The following is an 18,336-nucleotide window of genomic DNA, read 5'->3' as shown; positions in this document are numbered from 1 at the left end:
GAGTTATATGATTGGATTCAAATGAAGTAGTAGTTGTAAATTGAAATTAGTGACACCTTCTATTAATCAGAATCAGTTAATACGCCGTGCTCAGATCCAGGTTCCCAATCCTTACCATCGCATGGCAGGAAGTCAACGGAGGGATGTTTATCATATTTCATACACAGAACAGCTGATTTATCAAAATGTCTGCAGCTTGAACATAATGAAGCTTCAACAATTTGTTTGTTTTGTTCTTCAAAAGATCTGTAGCGAACTATCGCCGGATGGATGATAACACCATAAACGAGGAAGCAAAATATTATCCACCAAAACCGGTAATCTATATAGCCCGTTAAGAACCATAGCAAAGGAATAACAATCGCTGTTCTGATTAATGCCCAGTATATTATTCCACCCATATATTTCCGATCATAAAAATTGATTTGAAATTACAGACTTTTTACTGAACATAAAAACATTTCCGTCCTGTGAAAATTTCCGTATATCTCTGCCATTAAATACAAGTTTGAAGTGTTTTACTAACGAAATCTCAACTTGCTGTTAGATAAATAAAGTATTATTATTGAGTGATTTAGATATGTAATTTTTACATGTCCGTGGGAAAAGGAGAAAATGAAGGACTTTTGTGAGCGCGGGTGGGCTCGAACCACCGACCCTCTGCTTAAAAGGCAGATGCTCTACCCCTGAGCTACGCGCCCTCAAAAATTAGAAGCGGAAATATAATTAATGGTTGTTTTTATTCCAAATTACCAATCACATTGAACTTAACTATTTGCCAAATTTTATGATAAAAAATTCAAAAATTCTTGTTTGTGACGACGACGAAACCCTTTGTTATCTTTTAAAAGAACAACTCCTGGAGGAAGGATTTTCAGTCGATACTGTTTATGACGGCGGTTTTGCAATTGAAGCATTAAAAAGAAAAAATTATGATACTTTGCTTCTTGATCTGAATATGAAAGAAGTTTCAGGTGAAGAGGTTTTGAAATTCGCCGCTGAGTATAATTCATCAACTCAGGTGATAATTTTATCAGCACAATCAGAAATTAAAAAAGCTATTGAGTGCATTAAACTAGGGGCTTATGATTTCATTACCAAACCTTACATTTTTGATGAACTGTTACTTACAATTCAAAGAGCTTTGGAACATAAAGAGTTAGTCGTAAAAACAACCATCCTTGCAAACCAGGTAAATAAGAAACAATCAAATAGCATAATTGGAAAAAGTATTGAATTACAAAGAGTAATTAATCTTGCAAACAAATCTGCTACTTCTGACTCTAACATCCTGATTGAAGGTGAAACCGGTACAGGAAAAGAATTACTGGCTGAATATATTCATAAACATTCATCGCGCGCGGAGAATCCATTCGTCGTAATTAACTGTGCTTCTTTACCTGATCAATTAATAGAGAGTGAATTATTCGGGCATGAAAAAGGAGCATTTACGGATGCAAAATCAACCAAACAGGGATTAGTTGAAATAGCACATGGCGGCACTTTGTTTCTTGATGAAATTGGAGAATTGAGTCTTGCCTTACAACCTAAACTTTTAAGATTTTTGGAGAATGGTGAATACCGTCGAATTGGCGGAGTAACAAATCTAACATCTAATGTAAGAGTGATCGGTGCTACAAACCGTAATCTGCTTGAAGAAGCGGACAATAAAAATTTTAGAAAAGATCTATTGTTCAGGTTAAATGTTATCACACTTACTATACCTCCTTTGCGTGACCGTAAGGAAGATATTATTCTGCTTGCAACTCATTTTCTTGAAAGTAAATCTCCTGTACGTGCCCCAAAGAAACTTTCACAGCAGGCGGAAGATTTATTACAGAATTATAATTTTACAGGAAATATCAGAGAGCTTGATCATATAATTGAGAGAGCAATAATTTTTTCTGAGGGGGAATATATCAGACCAGAAGATTTAAATCTTCCAAATTTTACCGTACAGGGTAAGTTCAAGTCACAACCAGATTATTCATCTCCTCCTGAAAACATCTTAAGTATGGATGACCTGGAGCGATGGCATATTGAACGGGTACTAAAAGTTAACCGTTGGGACAGAACCCAAACCGCCAGCCAGTTAGGTATAAGCCCCAAAACACTTTATACAAAAATTAAGAAGTACGCAATCAGACAGGACTAAGATCACATGCTTGATAAACTGATTTCTAAATATGCTCTCAAAGAGCTTTTAGAAATTGATTCTCTTCCTATAGCTTTGGCTGATAAAAATCAGAAGTTTATCTGGTTCAATAAAAGTTTTAAGGAAAGAGTATCTGCTGACAGGTTAAAAGGGAAATCAATCACATCTGTGTTTGGTTTTATTCCGCAGGAAACTCTGAAAGAACTTACCAAATCAAAATCACTTATAATACAGAATCCTGCAAATAGTCAGACGCTAAACCTGACTGTTCTTAAATCGACAAAATCAATTGATGGTTATTTTATTAAGTTCATTTCTGTTGGTGATTCAGCAGCGACACAAAATGAGCAGAATGAATTACTGCAATTGAACCTTCAGTTCCAGAAGGAATTGCATGATATTCTTAATATGCTTGCAAAAGAAAAATCACTGAATACCATCGCCGAAGAAATTTTACAACGAAGTATTAAAATCAGTAATAGTAATATCGGTTTAATGGTTTTTTATAATGAATCAAAAAAATATGATTTCGTTTATCCATCTCCTGTAGAAAAAACAGGATTATCCCCGGATGCGGAAAAAGAAGTTTTATCCAGTCTTTCATTTATTAACAAATGGTTGTCGATAAATCATCGTTCACTTTCAGCACTAAACCAGAGAAACAATATAGGTTTTAACCTTGCACGAGTATTACAATGTGAGTCGCTGATTATTTCCCCTTGTTTTTTTGATGGATCGTTGCTTGCGGTAATTATAGTCGGTAAAAAAAACACAAGTTACTCTGCACTTGAAATAAATATCCTTGAACAATATGCTTCATTACTGGCATTTGGAACGGGCAGTATAAGATCACGCGAACTTAATACAGCGCTTGAGAGCAGACTTCTTCAATCTCAAAAACTTGAAACTATAGGTAAACTCTCAAGTGGAATGGCACATGACTTCAGTAACCTGTTATCAAGTATCTTCGGAAGTTTAAACCTTCTTAAAAAAAGAGTACCGGAGAATGATAATATATTACGACTGCTTGATAATATAGAGAACTGTTCTATCCGTGCTAAAGACTTGACGAAAGGATTATTATCATACGGCAAACCGACTCCTAAAAGAAAAGAGCTTGTAAAACCTTTAACTCTTTTAAGTGAAATTGAAAAAGTAATAACACAAACTTTCCCAAAGAATATTGTGTTTAAATCCTCGATTGATGAATCACTTTATGATATCCTTGGTAACGGGACAGAAATATACCAGGTGCTTTTAAATCTTTGTGTAAATGCTAAAGAAGCAATTGAAGGCAGCGGAGTAATCACTTTAACTTCCAGGAATATCACCATCAATGAAAAAAACATTATCAGATTCCCCTTGTTTGAGAAAGGGAACTATGTTTGTTTCTCGGTCAATGATACTGGTTCAGGTATAAGTGAAGAAAATGTACAGAAGATTTTTGATCCGTATTTTTCAACTAAGGAAAAGGAAACCGGGTCAGGGCTTGGACTATATGTTACTTATGGAATAATTAAAGCGCATAAAGGATACATTGATGTTGAAAGTTCAAAAGAAAATGGGACTACTTTCAATGTTTATATTCCTGCTTACGAACCAGCTGCAATTGAAAGTGGTTATCCGTCAGATAAGATTATACTTCTAGCAGATGATGAGATTATGCTTCGTGACCTTTTAGCAGAACTACTTGAATCGAACGGATATAATGTAATACGTGTTTCATCAAGTGCTGAAGTGTTAAAAGTACTTACGGAAGAAATAAAAGTTGATATGGTTATTATTGACTATAACATGCCGGGCGGAATGAACGGACTTGACTGTGTTGCAAGAATAAGAGAGCTGAATCTTGATATGCCGATTATTCTGTCAACAGGCAGTCTTTTATTCGATGAAGATTTTGATGTGAACAAGATGGGAATTAGTAATATGCTTCCCAAGCCTTATGAATTTGATACGATGTTAACCACAATAAAAAAACTGATCTGATTATTCCGCGGCAGCACTTCCCTTATCGAATTCAATCATCTTTATATTTTTAACATAGTCAGAAAAGATAGGACTTTTCATCGCGTTCAGCTGATTTAACACACTTGTTATTTCACTGATTGCGGTATCAATATATTCAAGTCGTTTAAGAAGTGCTTCTTTTGAAATTTCTTCCTTATTCAATTCACGTTTTATAGCAGCAAGAGAAAGGCTCATTAACGTGAGCGGTTGTTTGATTTTATGATTTGCGGTTACAACAGTTGCCGCGAATGTATTTCTCTGTTCGGCTTCAAGTACCATTTTATGTGCCTCTGATAGTTTTAGTGCTGAACGGACACGCGCCAGGAGCTCCACCTTATCGAATGGTTTTTTTATGTAATCAAATGCACCAGCCTCCAGCCCTTCTTTTGTATCATCGGCACCTGCTTTTGCCGTTACAAGTATAACCGGAATTTTGGATGTTGCCGGATAGTTTGTAAGTGTTCTGCATACTTCAAAGCCTGACATATCGGGCATAATAACGTCGAGTAAAACAAGGTCAGGCAGATCTGTTATTGCTTTGTTGATTCCTGTTTTACCGTCGTATGCAGTTAATACTTCATAACCTTCATGTTCTAATCTGTCCTGTAACAGAAAAACATTTTCCGGAAGGTCATCTATTACTAAAATTTTTTCCATGCTCTTAGCTGTTTTTTTGCTTAATAGTTCTTTCAATTTTAAATGCCATTGCATTAGCGTCGACCGGCTTATTTATATAGTCATCAAATCCATGTTTAAGGATGATCTCTTTATCACCAGCCATTGCTTTTGCCGTCACTGCGAAAACCGGTATGTCCTTCCATTCCGGGTTTTCACGAATTTTGGTTATAGTTTGAAATCCATCCATCTCTGGCATCATAATATCGAGTAAAATAAGATCAGGTATTTTTTGCTGAAGCAGTGATAAACAATCTTTACCACTTTTCCCGAGGATAGTTTTACATCCGCATTCCTGAACAATTTCATTCAACGTGAACAGAGTGTCCGGATCATCATCAATAATAAAAACATCACCTAAATATTCTTCATTTATTTCCGTATCAGGTGACTTAACAACTTCATTTGAATTACTATCAATATCAATGCCGATGTGATGATAGTATTCTTCCTGCTGATTGATTCTATCTCTTACGATTTTCAGCACATCAAGAGGATGACTTCGTGTTTTGATGGTAATATCTTCTACTATCGCCTGTAATTTTATTTCTTCATCCTCAGTTAAGTCGCGCTCTGTATTGATAATGATAGGGATGTGTTTTGTTTCCTTGTGAGACTTCAGTTTTTGTGAAAGATTTATCCCATCTATTTTAGGCATAAACAAATCAATGATTGCAAGGTCGGGTTGAATCTCTCTGATTTTGCTGAATGCAATCTCACTATCTTTTATATAATGTATCCTGATGTTCTGATCTTTGAACGCATTCTTGATCAAATCAAACTCAAACTCTTCATCATCGACTAAAACTATTTTTTCTATTCTCCTGTCGGTCATTCCTTCAAGCTTATCGAAAGCTGAGAGAAGCTGGTTTGCGGATACAGGCTTGACAAAGTAATCAAAAGCACCAAGCCCGTAACCAAGATTCTGGTCAGCAAGAATTGATACCATGATCACAGGGATATCCTTTGTTTGAGAGTTTTCTTTAAGTGCTTTCAGAATATTCCAACCGTCTTTCCCGGGAAGCATAATATCCAATGTAATGGCAAATGGCTGAAACCTTACAGCCTTTTCAATACCTCTTTGTCCATCTTCCGCGTAAATTACTTCGTAACCTCTTGTTGAAAGATATTGACCAATTGTATAACGAACTTCAGCATCATCATCAATTACAAGCACAGGGTTGAGACGATTCTGCTTTAGAACTGCCGGATTTACTTTCGCGACTTCAACTCTTGGCAGTTCTTTAATCAATGTAAACGGGATAGAAAATATAAATGATGAACCAATTGATGGCTGGCTTTTGACAGATATTGAGCCTGAAAGCAGTGCTGCAATTTTCCTTGAGATATTAAGTCCTAATCCTGTGCCGCTGTATTTGCGTGTTGTAGTGCCATCAATCTGTCTGAATTCCTCAAAAATAATTTTCTGATCTTCTTCCGATATACCTATTCCTGAATCGGAAACCATAAATTCAAGTTGCTGTTTTTCATCAGTTGAAATTTTGAATTCAACAAATCCTCTCTCGGTAAACTTTATAGCATTACTTAAAAGATTAACCATCACCTGGGTAACTTTAGATCTGTCTGTTTTAATTAGAATGCTTGTGTTTATTTCTTTAACTGTTTTAAACTCAATTGATTTATTCAGCAGCAAAGGTTTTATATACACTTCAATATCATTTATCATATCATCAAGAACTACATCTTCAAAGTGAAGTTCCATTTTGCCTGCTTCAATCTTTGACAGATCAAGAATATCGTTGATGAGATTCATCAGCCTTTTGCCGTTTTTAAAAACAACTTCAAGGCGTTCTTTATCATTATCTCTAAGTATACCTTTTTGAAGTATTAATTCAGTAAGCCCAAGAATTGAATTCATCGGGGTTCTTAACTCGTGAGACATACTTGCGAGGAATTGCGATTTAACTCTTGTCGATTCTTCAGCACGTTCCTTCTGTATTTCAAGTTCATCGGCTTTTTCTTTTAACTGTGTATGCAGTTCAAGCAGAGCGTCATTCTGTTTTTTAACCTGCAGGTTTTGTTTCTGATAATCTTCATTCAGTTGCTTTAATTCCTTAACGAGATCTTCCAACTGTCTAAGCGTTGTCGCGTTCATTAATCCAACTGCAAGTTGGTCCTGTATTTTTACAAGATACTCCCTGGCTTCCGGTGTCGGTTTGTCAATTGATGCAAGCTCAAGCAATGCTATGACCCTGTTGTTATAAAGAACCGGAACGAGCAGAAGATATTTTATTTCTATTGCTACGAGTCCTGTAGAAATAACCGGAAGGTTACCTCCTGAAATTATTTCCAGCGTTTCTTTCTTTTTTATAACTGATTGGTAAAACTCACTCTTCTCACCCAAAGAAATATTTTCATTTAAACCGAAAGAGCTTATGAGTGATACTGATTCGCTTTCAACAAGATACAGAGCACCGACTGTGAACCCGCAAATTTTTATGATCTTACTCAGAGTCGCTTCGCCTATTTCTTTTAAAGTCGGGTTTTGATTTATTAAAGCAATGAACTCCGCATATTCTTTTTTGGCTTTCTGATTTTTTTCGATCTCATCAATCATTGTATTGAATGCATCGGCAAGCTGACCTATCTCATCATTACTCTTTAATGTTATCTTACTTTTGAAATGTCCTTCGCTGGTAATTTCGGTTGCCTTGCTTAACAGTCCTACCTGTTTACGAATACGGCTGGTGAATATATATGTAAGGATCAGTGAAATAGTAACTGAAGCGAGACCAATTATGATAAGAATATCCTTCAGGTTTGACCGAAGATCAGCCGCTTCATTAAGTGTTGAAAACAACAGAAACTTAAAATTGTTTTCATTCACAAATTCGTAAGAAGGTTTATAAATGGTTGCGAGTATATCTGTTGATTCAGTTTCACTGGCAAACAGATCATAATTTTTTTTGTTCTGAAGAGCTATTGATGCTTCATTCAAAGCATAAAAATACCGCTGATTAACTGCCGGGTTGGAAATTTCCGAAGGGATTCCGTTCCATACTAATGCCAGTTCAACATTTATTCTTCTTGCAAACAAATGAATTATTTCCGATGAGAATAATTTTCCGTAGTAAAAAGTATTTCCTTTTTCGAGAGTGTCTATCTGTACTATTGCATAAGGATTATTGAGTATAAAATCTTCTATACTAAACTTGCCTGAAGGTATAATAATAAAATCTTTGTGCACTCTGTCATAAAGCAGATTACTCTCATCATTATGAACCTGTAAAACAAAGTCAAGGTTCTTGCCGAGTCTGTCCTCAGTAAAAGTATAATCAGAGATAAGATCTTTCTTTATCAGATAGTATTCACCCTGAACATCTTCAAGAAATTCACGGTAAGTATAGATAAAATTATTTGCGGCGTTTAATAAATGGCGGGATTGCTGAGAGGTTAAAGCATTATACATTATTGAGTAAAAGCCAACAGCAGAGCTGGCAATTACCAATACCACAATTGCGAAGTTTATAAAGATAATCCGGTAACTTAATTTCATTACTCATGTATCTCTTTGCAAAACTTTTCTTATCGTAATTAACAATTCATCAAAATCATACGGCTTACTGATAAAATCACTCGCCCCCATTTTTGCCGAATCAATTGCACTTTTAACATCAGCATAAGCTGTAAGTACAATTATTTTTGTGTTCAAGTGTTTTTGTGATAGTTCTTTCAGAACGTCAAAGCCATCCTTCTCCGGCATTTTAAGATCAAGAAGAAGGAGATCGACTTTATTCTGATTCAGGTAATTAAATGCTGCATCACCTGAATTTACAAACTCAGCTTCGTAGCCGACCTCAGCCAATTCTTCTTTTAATACCGAACAAAGGCTTAAATCATCATCAACAATAAGAATTGATTCCATGTTACTTTTAGTTTATACGACTTTCCGTACCGTTAAGCTGAAGATATTTTATTTTTTCTGTGTTCTTTTTAATCTCATCTTTAAGAAGAGTATCATTATTCGGGCTTGCAAGTCTTTCTTTTAGTGTTGGAACCAGTTCAGCTTTTATAAGAATTACGAGCTCTTTTTTTGTATCAACTGTTTCATCACTTCCTGTCAGATATCTTATACCGAATACCCACCATGGTAGATCCTTAAAGAATGGAATACCATTTCTTACTTTCTGCTGATCAGTTACAAACAAACCTCCTAAAACAGTTTCTTCATTATTAAGTAATACTATTTCAGTAGTTGCCTGTGTTTTTCTAATCTCAGTTGTTGTTTCGGTCTGGTTGAATGAGCTTCTTTCAACTTTCAGGTCCAGAAGCATATAATTAATTTCATCTTCTTTATATACATAAGGTGTTACTTCGATGATTGTACCTGTAGGGAAGAAACTTTCAACAACGTTACCAGCAAAGTCACGCTGCTTAACAGAGAAATCAGAACCAACCTGTATTCTTCCGACGTTCCTATCTCTAACTACGATGTTAGGGCTGGCTATAATTTCACCAAGATTTTCTTCTTCAAAGAATTTAAATATCGCTGTTGCTTCGCCGAGAAAATCTCCAACTTCAAAATCACTGGAAGCGCTAAGCTCAAAGCTTCTTTGTTCCGCGGTTTCTTCAGTTTGATTCATTCCCAATTGTCCGCCAAGATCCAATCCTTTTTTAGAGAGCAGCACTTTCCAGTCAATTCCTCTCTGTCGTGATTCGGCAACATCCAGTTCAAAAAATACTGCTGATATTTTAACTTCACGCGAATCTACTGAAGCATATGTTTCCGGGGTTCGGTTATCAACTGTTTCAATCTTTTTCTTAACAATTATAACGTCTTCTTTTTCTTCAAAGACAAGTCCCACGTATTGAACGAGAACAACAAGTGCTTTGTCGTAAGGTATGTTCTTAATTTCAATTCCGATAGGAGTATCCATGCTTACCGTAGAGACTATTTTTTTACCTCTGGAATTTTCACTGACTTTACTCAGAAGCTGAATAGCCTGGTTAAAAGTCAGGTTTTCCGAAAGTGTAACAATCTCTTCCGGGCTGGTGTAGCCTTTAAATTGTTTTTCAAGGTATTGCTGTGGAAATACCAGTGCAGCCAGGAACAGAGATATTAAAAGTGCTTTAGTTATTGTTTTCATTTGAATACTCTCTATTTAGTTTTTTTTGAAACTACTTCTTTTTGTAATTCGAGATCAACTTTTTCTATTATACCACCTTTGTTAAGGATAAAGCTAACCCGGTTATTTGCGTAATCGATCTTAGTTAAGTAACCGAGGTAAACCTGTTCTCCTTCCCAAACTAAGTAGGTATTGCCTTTACTGTCTGCAAGGAATGCCCCTTCAGGAATTAATGCAAGCAGTTTTGCTCCTTGTACATCGAGTAATCCATCAATATTAGGCGGAATTTCATTACGTATAAGCGGGAAGAATGAATCGTAAATTCCTCCTGTGCTCAGATTATTTTCTACCAGGTCGGCTGTAGCAAAGCGGTTATTGTTAGCAAAGTACACATTAACTGTAAAACTAAAACTTACAAGAAAATGCGGAATATCATCCAGATCAGTTGTAACAAGATTAGCCAACGAAACCTGGCTTATCTTTTTTAACTCTTTGCTTTGTTCTATTGCATAAATAAAACGGTACACATCACTGTAACTTCCGGCTCCGCTCAATTTATACTGATAGTAGAAAAATTCTTTCTCCTGCTTTCGTTCCGTAAACTCTATATCTATATGAGTGAATGGCGAATACGCCGTACTCACATCATTTACGAAGGTGAAGAATTTTATGGAAGAAAGATTCATCGGGATATTGAACTTTCTTGCCGCCAGAACTGAATCAAGCACTGCAGCACGTCTTACCAGATCCTGGTACTGCATTGTCAACTGTTCTGTATTATAATCGTTGGCTTTCAGCTCCTCCAGTTGATTTCTTTTCTCGGTTAGTTCACCGCCCTGAATAATGAAAAGATATATACCGCCAAGAAGGAGAATAAATATCAGTAAGCCGACGAGACCAAGCGTACTTTTTAATTTTCTATTCATTTTTATGATAGCTTGATAAATTAAAAGTTAGTGTGAATTTGTATGCATTGCTCTCACGCAAAGCTTCGTAAACAACTTTGTTAAGAACCGCTGACTCAATAGAGTATGCAAAATCTGTCATTACATTTTTTGAAAGTGCATAACCTTCGAGTACTACCTGATCGCCTTCACCTTTAGTTAATTTTGTTAACCATATGTTTTGCTTTACACCAAAGAACTGCGAGATATTATTCATAACATCCTTCCAGACACCGGTGCCGACTGATACTGAATCAAGTATAGCCTGCGTCTGGTCGAAACCGCTTATCTTTGTTTCAAGTTCCTGTATCTTATTAAGTATTTCCTTGTTCTGCTGCACTAAAATTCTCTGTTCCGCAATCTGGCCATCCAGATCGGAAAGTTCCTGTGTGTTTTTTAATACCTGGGTAGTAATAAAAAATGTTGCCGCAAACAACAACGGCAGCATTGCATAACCGTGCCATGCAAACTGGAAAAACTTCTGTTCTTCTTTAACATACTTCGGCAGAAGGTTGATTCCTTTATGCTCTTCCTTCAACTCATCAAAGTAATCTACAGCTACTGCTATTGGAATACTGAATGCAGAAAATTTTTCTTTTGTATCCGCGTCAAGTGCAGAAATATCCAGATCATCAAACTCAAGTCTTGATACGTTCGCTTCAGGAAATGTTCCGTAGAATGAAAGAATAAGATTTTCAGAATCATCTTCACCGCACACAATAATATTATCGAGTGAAGAGATACCGCCGTTTTCCATTTCAAGTAATATTTTTGAAAAGTAAACATCATAGGTGTGAAGATTAAGCGTACCTATATCAAGCGTGGTTCCAATATGTCTTAATTTTCTTCCATGTAAGAAGATAAGTTTGCTGTATTCTTTCCCGATGTAAACGATTAATGAATAGTCATCAGGGAAAAACTTTTTCCTTTTTGCAACGTAATATGCCAGGGATAGCTCAGCACTTTTGACAGTAGGAATTTTATAATGTCTTTGTCCGTTATGTCTTGCCAACGAATTGATAAGCTGAATGCAGCCAACTTCACCGCCAAGAAATACCGAGAGAAGCGATTTGTCCGCAAGTTCAATATACCCAAGGTTTTCTTTATCAACGGTTACATTCTTTGTTTCCTGAATGTCATTAATGATCTCCTGGGTTATCTTGGCAGACTTGGGTTGTTTCGAACCTTCAAAGACATGATAGTATATAGCCGGTTCAGTAAGAGCAGGAATAAACATGCTTTTACTAAGATTAAACCCGCGAAGTGAATCATTCAAAGTACTGAAACTTGTTGCAGCAACCTTTGTATCTGTTCCGGGTTTGTTAATACCATCAAGCTTAAATTCGTCGCCTTCAATGTTTAAGGTAGACAATCCTTCATCAACTTCGATGTTGGGATTGAGTCCGTCGACCGTAACTGTCCGGAGAACTTTCATCTTCTCATTCTCCTTATTGATGACAGCTATTTTAGTGTCGTTTCCTTCGCAGTATACACATACAAGAGGTTTCATTTAAGCAGCCGTTAATAGTTGTTGAATTCTTGTTTTATTATTTGCATAAGCAATGCAGTTCTCAAGTGAAATTTTCTTTTCCATATAAAGGCGTTTTAAATCCTGTTCCATAGTTATCATACCGCTGGGACCGCCCTGATTAATCATCATATAAATTTCACTGATATTATTATTCTTTATAGCAGCCTTAACATTCGGATTTACTATAAGGACTTCTTTTGCCATCACTCGTTTACCATCCAGGCTTGGAACCAATTTTTGCGATACCACAGATGTTAATACATCAGCAAGCCTGTTACGAACACGTTCCTGTTCATTAGGATGCACTTCAGCTATTATACGATCAAGTGATTCTGATGCTGATGATGTGTGAAGAGTTGAGAAAACTTTATGTCCGGTATCAGTTACTTCAAGTGTTGCCATTATGGTTTCCGGATCTCTCATTTCTCCTACGACTATAATATCAGGATCCTGACGCAATGACTGAATAACACCTTCTTTAAAAGACATTACATCACGACCTATCTCCCTGTGTTTAATGATCGATACGTTAGAAGTATGAACGTACTCAACAGGAGAGGCAATGATGATTATATGCGCGGGATCAAATTTGTTATGGTGATCAATGAATGTATCAAGTGTTGTGGATTTACCGGAACCTGTGATTCCCGTAACTAATGACAAACCGAATTTTATATAAGCATGACTCATTACTTTTACAGCGTTAGGATGAAAGCCCAGTGAGTCCATAGGTCTTATCACTGCATTGATGGCTCTCATATTCAATGCTAATGTGTCGAGATCAAAATATGCATCAGCTCTGAACCTTACGAAAGCTTTTTTACGCTCATAAAAATAAGTATAACTGAAATCGAGATTTTTATTTTCCCACAAAAACTTTCTTTGATTACCATTTAAAAGATTAATAATCAGGACTGCAGCTTCATCTGCAGTAAACTGAGGAAGGTCTTTAACTCTTTCTTTCTTACCAAAAATTCTCATCCATATAAAATCACCGCATCCTGCACCGCCAATTTCAATATCGGATGCATCGCGTTCGATCATACTTGTAAGAAGTTTATTAAAAAGATTTCTCAATACAAGTTTTGATTCTGCCTGCATTGTTTCAATGTTCTCAAGCAGATAATGAACCCTGTCTGGTCCAAACAATGATTGGGGAATTGTTTTTGCAAAATTGCTTACAATATTTTTTTCTTCGGTGAAACTCACAATTACTACCTGTTGCCTATATGTTTATTCGTTGTACAAAAAAATCAGAGTAAATTTTACTTGAATTACGGGAAAATTTACTCATCCGATGTTGATGCTAATACCTCTTCAATTGATGTTAAACCATGTTTAACTTTTTCAAGACCTGAATCGCGAAGCGTGAGAGAGCCATCTTTTTTAGCTTGTATTCTTATCTTTTCTTCATCTACTTCGACGCCTGATCTAACTATTATTTGTCTAATTTCTTTTGTAAAGTATAATGCTTCGTGAATTGCCATTCTGCCTTTGTAGCCGGTGTTACCGCATTTGTCGCAACCCACGGCTTCATATACAGTTTCGTTAGCCCAATCTTCACTATTTAAACCTGCTGCTGACATTAATGCTTCATCAAAATTTGTAACTTTCTTTTTACAGTCATTGCAAAGCCTTCTCAACAATCTCTGTGCCACTATAATGTTAATTGCATATGCAATTAGAAATGGTTCTATGCCCATTTTATATAAACGCGCAACAGCACTCGGCGCATCATTAGTATGTAATGTTGAAAATGTTAAGTGACCTGTGTTTGCAAGTTTGATTGCAACTTCGGCAGTTTCTTTATCGCGCATCTCACCAACCAGTACAATATCAGGGTCGTGACGAAGTATAGATCTTATCGCTTGTTCAAAATTCATTTTATATCCGATCTTTAACTGTCTTGCACCGGATATTACATACTCAACAGGATCTTCAACTGTAAGAACATTAACGGTGGGATCAATCACCTGGTGTAAAGCTGCGACAAGTGTTGTGCTTTTACCGCTTCCCGTCGGGCCGGTAAGGATAACCATTCCCTGCGGCTGACGTATTGCTTTTTCAAAAGCTTCTTTGGTGTAACCCATCAACCCAAGTTTGCTAAGATCTTTAATTACTTTTCTGTCATCAAGAATTCTTATTACAACACTTTCAAATTTATTTTTTAGTTCGGTACCAACCATTGGAAGTACGGAGACTCTGAATCTGATAACGTGTCCGTCAATTTCTCTTTGTATAAATCCATCCTGCGCCATTTCACGTTCAAACCTGTCCATGCCTTTTGAACGGTCTTTAACAACTGCAACAACCGCTTCAGGTAATGTGCTTTCCTGCATATGCCACAATTGAAGATTGCCGTCAACACGTAAAACTATTTCTGTTTTGTTTCCTGTTTTGGGTACGAAGTGAATGTCGCTCGCACCTTTTCTAACTCCTTCTACAAGTGCGCCTTCAACAAGATTTATTAATGCACTTTTATTTATTTCTGCGTTAAGAACGTCTTCATCAAGTGAACCTTCTTCGTTCTCAACTGCCATTTCAGAGTCAGCTTCCTCCATCATTTTGAGGTAAACATTTTCCGGGGGAAGGATTGTCTGAATCAGTTTATCATAATCTTTTTTTCTTATGAAGATTACTTCATATTTTTTTGCATTAAGTCCGAAAGCTATCTTAGGTATGTTTCTGTCTGTTGGATCAATGGCTGCAAGAATTAATTTGTCTTTAATCCTTTCATCATACATAAACGGAATTACGCAATGCCCTAACATCTGACTCTTTAATGCATCACCCGCGTTCAGTATAGTCTGTTTAATATTTTCTAAACGCTGCGGCGGTATTTCATCCGGACGAGTATCAAGCTCTCTAAAGGCGTAAAGTATTGCAACTTCTCTGAATATCTGATCATGATCATAATTAAAATCCTGAACGAGAATCTGAGCAAGATTGCGTTTGATTTTACTCTTATCGTTTGCCTTCGCATTCAATGCTTTTTCAAGCATTGACGTATCGATAATTCCTTTTTTAAAGAGCAGGTAACCGATTTTGTCGGTCATCTCCAGATTAGTATCAATCATGCAATATTTCTCTCAACTTGATGATTACTTACTGTTCCGGGTGTTTTAGGTCTAACGGTTGCTGTTTCAGCAGATACAAGTGTTAGAGCAATCATTACAACCATAATAACCATAGCAATGAATACCTGAATTATTTCGATAAGATTTTTAAGCTTATAGACAGTTTCACTCTCATAATAGTTAGCAAGCTGAAGTGCTGTATTTTTTATCGTTCCTGACTCTTCGCCGGAATGTAATCGTGATAATGCTGTTTCAGTAAAAACTCCGCTTGCGGTAAAGGCATCAGTCATGCCAATACCTTTCTTTATCATTAAAGGTATTGCAATGTTTTTTATTTTATCTTCAAAATATTTATTACCCGCCGCTTCACTTGCAATTCTTATCGGTTCTATACTTTCAGCAGAGCCGCTGTACAAAGTATAAAATACACGGCAGTAAACTTCGATAACTGTTTTATGCATTAACGGACCAATTACAGGAAGCTTTAATATGTACTGGTCGAATAACATTCCGCCTTTTTTTGATTTGGCAAATTGCCATAACGCAATGGGTGGAATGAAAACTACTGCTGCAACCAGTAAAGTGTTCTCAAGTAAAAAATCACTCATCTTTAAAGTGAAAGCTGTCATCGGTGGTAATTCAATTTTGAAACGCACAAACAACTTTGCGGTTTCGGGAAATATATAACCCACATAAAAAAGTACAGCAAGGAACAGAACGAAAAGAGTAACTGCTGGTGTTATTAATGCACTCCTTAAGTTCTTTTTAAATTCCATTCTTCTTTCAAGGAACTTTGCTGTTGCTTTATAGATCTCAGTCATGTTACCGCTTTTGGAAGCCAGTCCAAGCATGTATGCAGTAAACTTTCCAAATACGGATTGATATTTTAAAAATGTAGCTTCACTATCGGCACCTTTTTTAAGATCATTATTAATTTCTTTAAGGGTGTCTTTAAGTGTTTTATTTGGTGTATCGTTAATCAACAAAGTGAGTATTTCACTGTACTGCAGTTTCTGGTCGAGTAGTTCAGCACTGATTTTTACAAATGTAACGATGTCAGTCTGGGGTGGTTTGCGCTGGAAATCGAGAAGTTTTTTATTGACAGACAGAACTTCAAAGCCCAGCCTGGTTAAAGCATCAACTACTTCTTTTTTAGTGAATGCTTTTTGTTCGCCTCTGATGGGTTTATCTTTTCCTCTTCTGACGCGATAGAGAAAGGTTACCTTCTGCTCAATTTTTTTAATCTTGAGCTGGTTTTTTTCGGCAAGACGGTGAATTTTTCTTTTACCTTCGCCGTAGGTATTCGCCGACAGGGCACCACTTATGGTTTGCCCATTAAGCTTTTCAGCAGTGAATTTTAATTCTGTCATGTTTGTGACTCAATACTGGTTACAATTTAACAATTAAATTTGAAAAATGAACAAAAATATTTTTGAGCATTTTTCCGCTTTTGCCTGTTTAGTCAAAAACTGTGCCTCTGAATTTAACTTTGATAAAACTAAGTAATGATGAATTATTCATTTTATCAAAAGTTGGATTGTCAAAATTTACAGGTTGTAAAATCTAATCAGGTAAGAAGTAATAAAAATTTACGTGTTGGGTTAAAGCTATTGAATGAAGTCAAATTTTTATTTTGTTTTAGGATGAAAAAATGAGAAGCAACTTTATTAATATCTTCCAACTTTCACTAATGATTAATAAAAAAATATTATCCAATTATTGGATCACCAATTTAACTTGTTATTGTTTCCTGGAGTGAGGTTTAAAAAGAAAAGTTAAAAGATACTCAGTGGTTTTATGCTGGATGTTTGTTAAGAAAAGAATTTTGGTTTGATCGAAGAAGAGGTGATGACTTTTAAAAATAAAAAAGGCTGTAATACATACAGCCTTTAAGAAAAATATTCTAAGTTCTAATTAGTTAACAACTGACTGAATTGAGTCAGGGGTAACTGTAGTAGTAACAGTCCATGCATAACTTGTTTCAATTGGGGTACCAACTATAACACAGTTTGTACCTGAAGGTGTAGCTGCATATGTACCGTTAGCTGTATTAACTAAGCTAGCAGGAATTTCGAAACCAGCACCACTAGGTCCACCGGTGTTGAATGTATTTCCGCCACCACCCATTGAAAGAGGTTTCTTATAGAACTGCTGTGCCATTGCACCAAGATTTGTACAATCAGAAACTACGCCGTCTTTAGCTGATTCTTCTGCATTTGCATTGAATAAGTTTATACCAACGACTACTGCGATACCAACTACGATAACGCCGAGAACGATTAAGAGAAGCTGTTGTTGACCCATTTTAGATCTCCTTTATTTGGTTGTTGAAGTTATTTGTGTTTGATTATTTTTAATTAGTTATCTGCTTACTTTTTAATTAATAACTCTTGAGTAATGTTCTCTTGAATTTACTACCGTCATTATTTTCACGGAGTCACTACCATTTACTACGTCATTTCCTGTGCCAATGATTATGAGGCTATCTCCTACAGCGCTTGCAGTATAAGTACCGGTAGGAGTTACCGCAAGTTCACTCGGAACGGTAAATCCTGCAAAGCTGGTACTTCCACCGCCGCCATACACAGCAGGTTTCTTATAATACTTTAGTGCAAGATTGCCGAGGTTGTTGCATTCATTCATTACTAAATCACGTTTTTGATCAACTGCGTTTTGTCTGAAAACAAAAATTCCAATAGTTACAGCAAGCCCCACAACTATTACTCCTAACACTACTAATAATAATTGTTGTTGTCCCACGACTTGTTAACCTTTCTATTTTCTAATTCAAAATTTTTATTTACGATTGAATTCATTTATTAAACTTTTCTACTTGCATCGGTAATTTTGAAATCAA

At 36.1% G+C, this 18,336-nt stretch carries 14 protein-coding genes and 1 tRNA gene; 2 read left to right on the top strand and 13 right to left on the bottom strand.

The window, feature by feature from the left end:
• Positions 1–62: 62 nt before the first annotated feature.
• The gene (locus tag IPM56_18835) at positions 63–401 is read right to left on the bottom strand and encodes a hypothetical protein (protein ID QQS36267.1); all 339 of its coding nucleotides are present in this window, start codon (positions 399–401) and stop codon (positions 63–65) included.
• Between the two features lie 228 nt (positions 402–629).
• Positions 630–701, bottom strand: a tRNA-Lys gene (locus tag IPM56_18830).
• Positions 702–787: 86 nt separating this feature from the next.
• Here IPM56_18830 and IPM56_18825 point away from each other — a divergent pair.
• Both IPM56_18825 and IPM56_18820 read left to right on the top strand, forming a co-directional pair.
• Positions 788–2,155, top strand: a complete 1,368-nt coding sequence (locus IPM56_18825; GenBank protein QQS36266.1) for a sigma-54-dependent Fis family transcriptional regulator — start codon at positions 788–790, stop codon at positions 2,153–2,155.
• Between the two features lie 6 nt (positions 2,156–2,161).
• The gene (locus IPM56_18820) at positions 2,162–4,144 is read left to right on the top strand and encodes a response regulator (GenBank protein ID QQS36265.1); all 1,983 of its coding nucleotides are present in this window, start codon (positions 2,162–2,164) and stop codon (positions 4,142–4,144) included.
• On the opposite strand, the gene IPM56_18815 is transcribed toward IPM56_18820, so the two are convergent.
• From IPM56_18815 to IPM56_18765, 11 genes are all read right to left on the bottom strand, one after another.
• A complete protein-coding gene (locus tag IPM56_18815; GenBank protein QQS36264.1) occupies positions 4,145–4,822 on the bottom strand; it encodes a response regulator in 678 nt (225 codons plus the stop codon).
• A gap of 4 nt (positions 4,823–4,826) precedes the next feature.
• Entirely contained in the window at positions 4,827–8,357 is a 3,531-nt protein-coding gene (locus tag IPM56_18810; protein ID QQS36263.1) for a response regulator, read from the bottom strand.
• A 3-nt stretch (positions 8,358–8,360) separates the two neighbouring features.
• Positions 8,361–8,726, bottom strand: coding sequence for a response regulator (locus tag IPM56_18805; GenBank protein ID QQS36262.1), 366 nt, complete (start codon positions 8,724–8,726; stop codon positions 8,361–8,363).
• A gap of 7 nt (positions 8,727–8,733) precedes the next feature.
• Positions 8,734–9,948, bottom strand: a complete 1,215-nt coding sequence (locus IPM56_18800) for a hypothetical protein (GenBank protein ID QQS36261.1) — start codon at positions 9,946–9,948, stop codon at positions 8,734–8,736.
• Between the two features lie 11 nt (positions 9,949–9,959).
• On the bottom strand, positions 9,960–10,853 hold the full coding sequence (locus tag IPM56_18795) for a hypothetical protein (protein QQS36260.1): 894 nt from the start codon (positions 10,851–10,853) through the stop codon (positions 9,960–9,962).
• Complete coding sequence (locus tag IPM56_18790) at positions 10,846–12,381, bottom strand: hypothetical protein (GenBank protein ID QQS36259.1); 1,536 nt, start codon at positions 12,379–12,381, stop codon at positions 10,846–10,848. Before IPM56_18790 ends, IPM56_18795 begins: the two co-directional genes overlap by 8 nt.
• Positions 12,382–13,611, bottom strand: coding sequence for a Flp pilus assembly complex ATPase component TadA (gene tadA / locus IPM56_18785; protein ID QQS36258.1), 1,230 nt, complete (start codon positions 13,609–13,611; stop codon positions 12,382–12,384).
• A 77-nt stretch (positions 13,612–13,688) separates the two neighbouring features.
• Positions 13,689–15,479, bottom strand: a complete 1,791-nt coding sequence (locus IPM56_18780; GenBank protein QQS36257.1) for a type II/IV secretion system protein — start codon at positions 15,477–15,479, stop codon at positions 13,689–13,691.
• The gene (locus IPM56_18775) at positions 15,476–16,849 is read right to left on the bottom strand and encodes a type II secretion system F family protein (GenBank protein QQS36256.1); all 1,374 of its coding nucleotides are present in this window, start codon (positions 16,847–16,849) and stop codon (positions 15,476–15,478) included. Before IPM56_18775 ends, IPM56_18780 begins: the two co-directional genes overlap by 4 nt.
• Positions 16,850–17,393: 544 nt before the next feature.
• A complete protein-coding gene (locus IPM56_18770; GenBank protein ID QQS36255.1) occupies positions 17,394–17,783 on the bottom strand; it encodes a hypothetical protein in 390 nt (129 codons plus the stop codon).
• Between the two features lie 72 nt (positions 17,784–17,855).
• On the bottom strand, positions 17,856–18,239 hold the full coding sequence (locus IPM56_18765; GenBank protein ID QQS36254.1) for a hypothetical protein: 384 nt from the start codon (positions 18,237–18,239) through the stop codon (positions 17,856–17,858).
• Positions 18,240–18,336: the final 97 nt, after the last annotated feature.

This window comes from Ignavibacteriales bacterium, assembly GCA_016700155.1.
GTDB lineage: Bacteria > Bacteroidota > Ignavibacteria > Ignavibacteriales > Ignavibacteriaceae.
The sequence above is the reverse complement of the archived record's forward strand: the minus strand, read 5'-3'. Positions and strand labels throughout refer to the sequence as shown.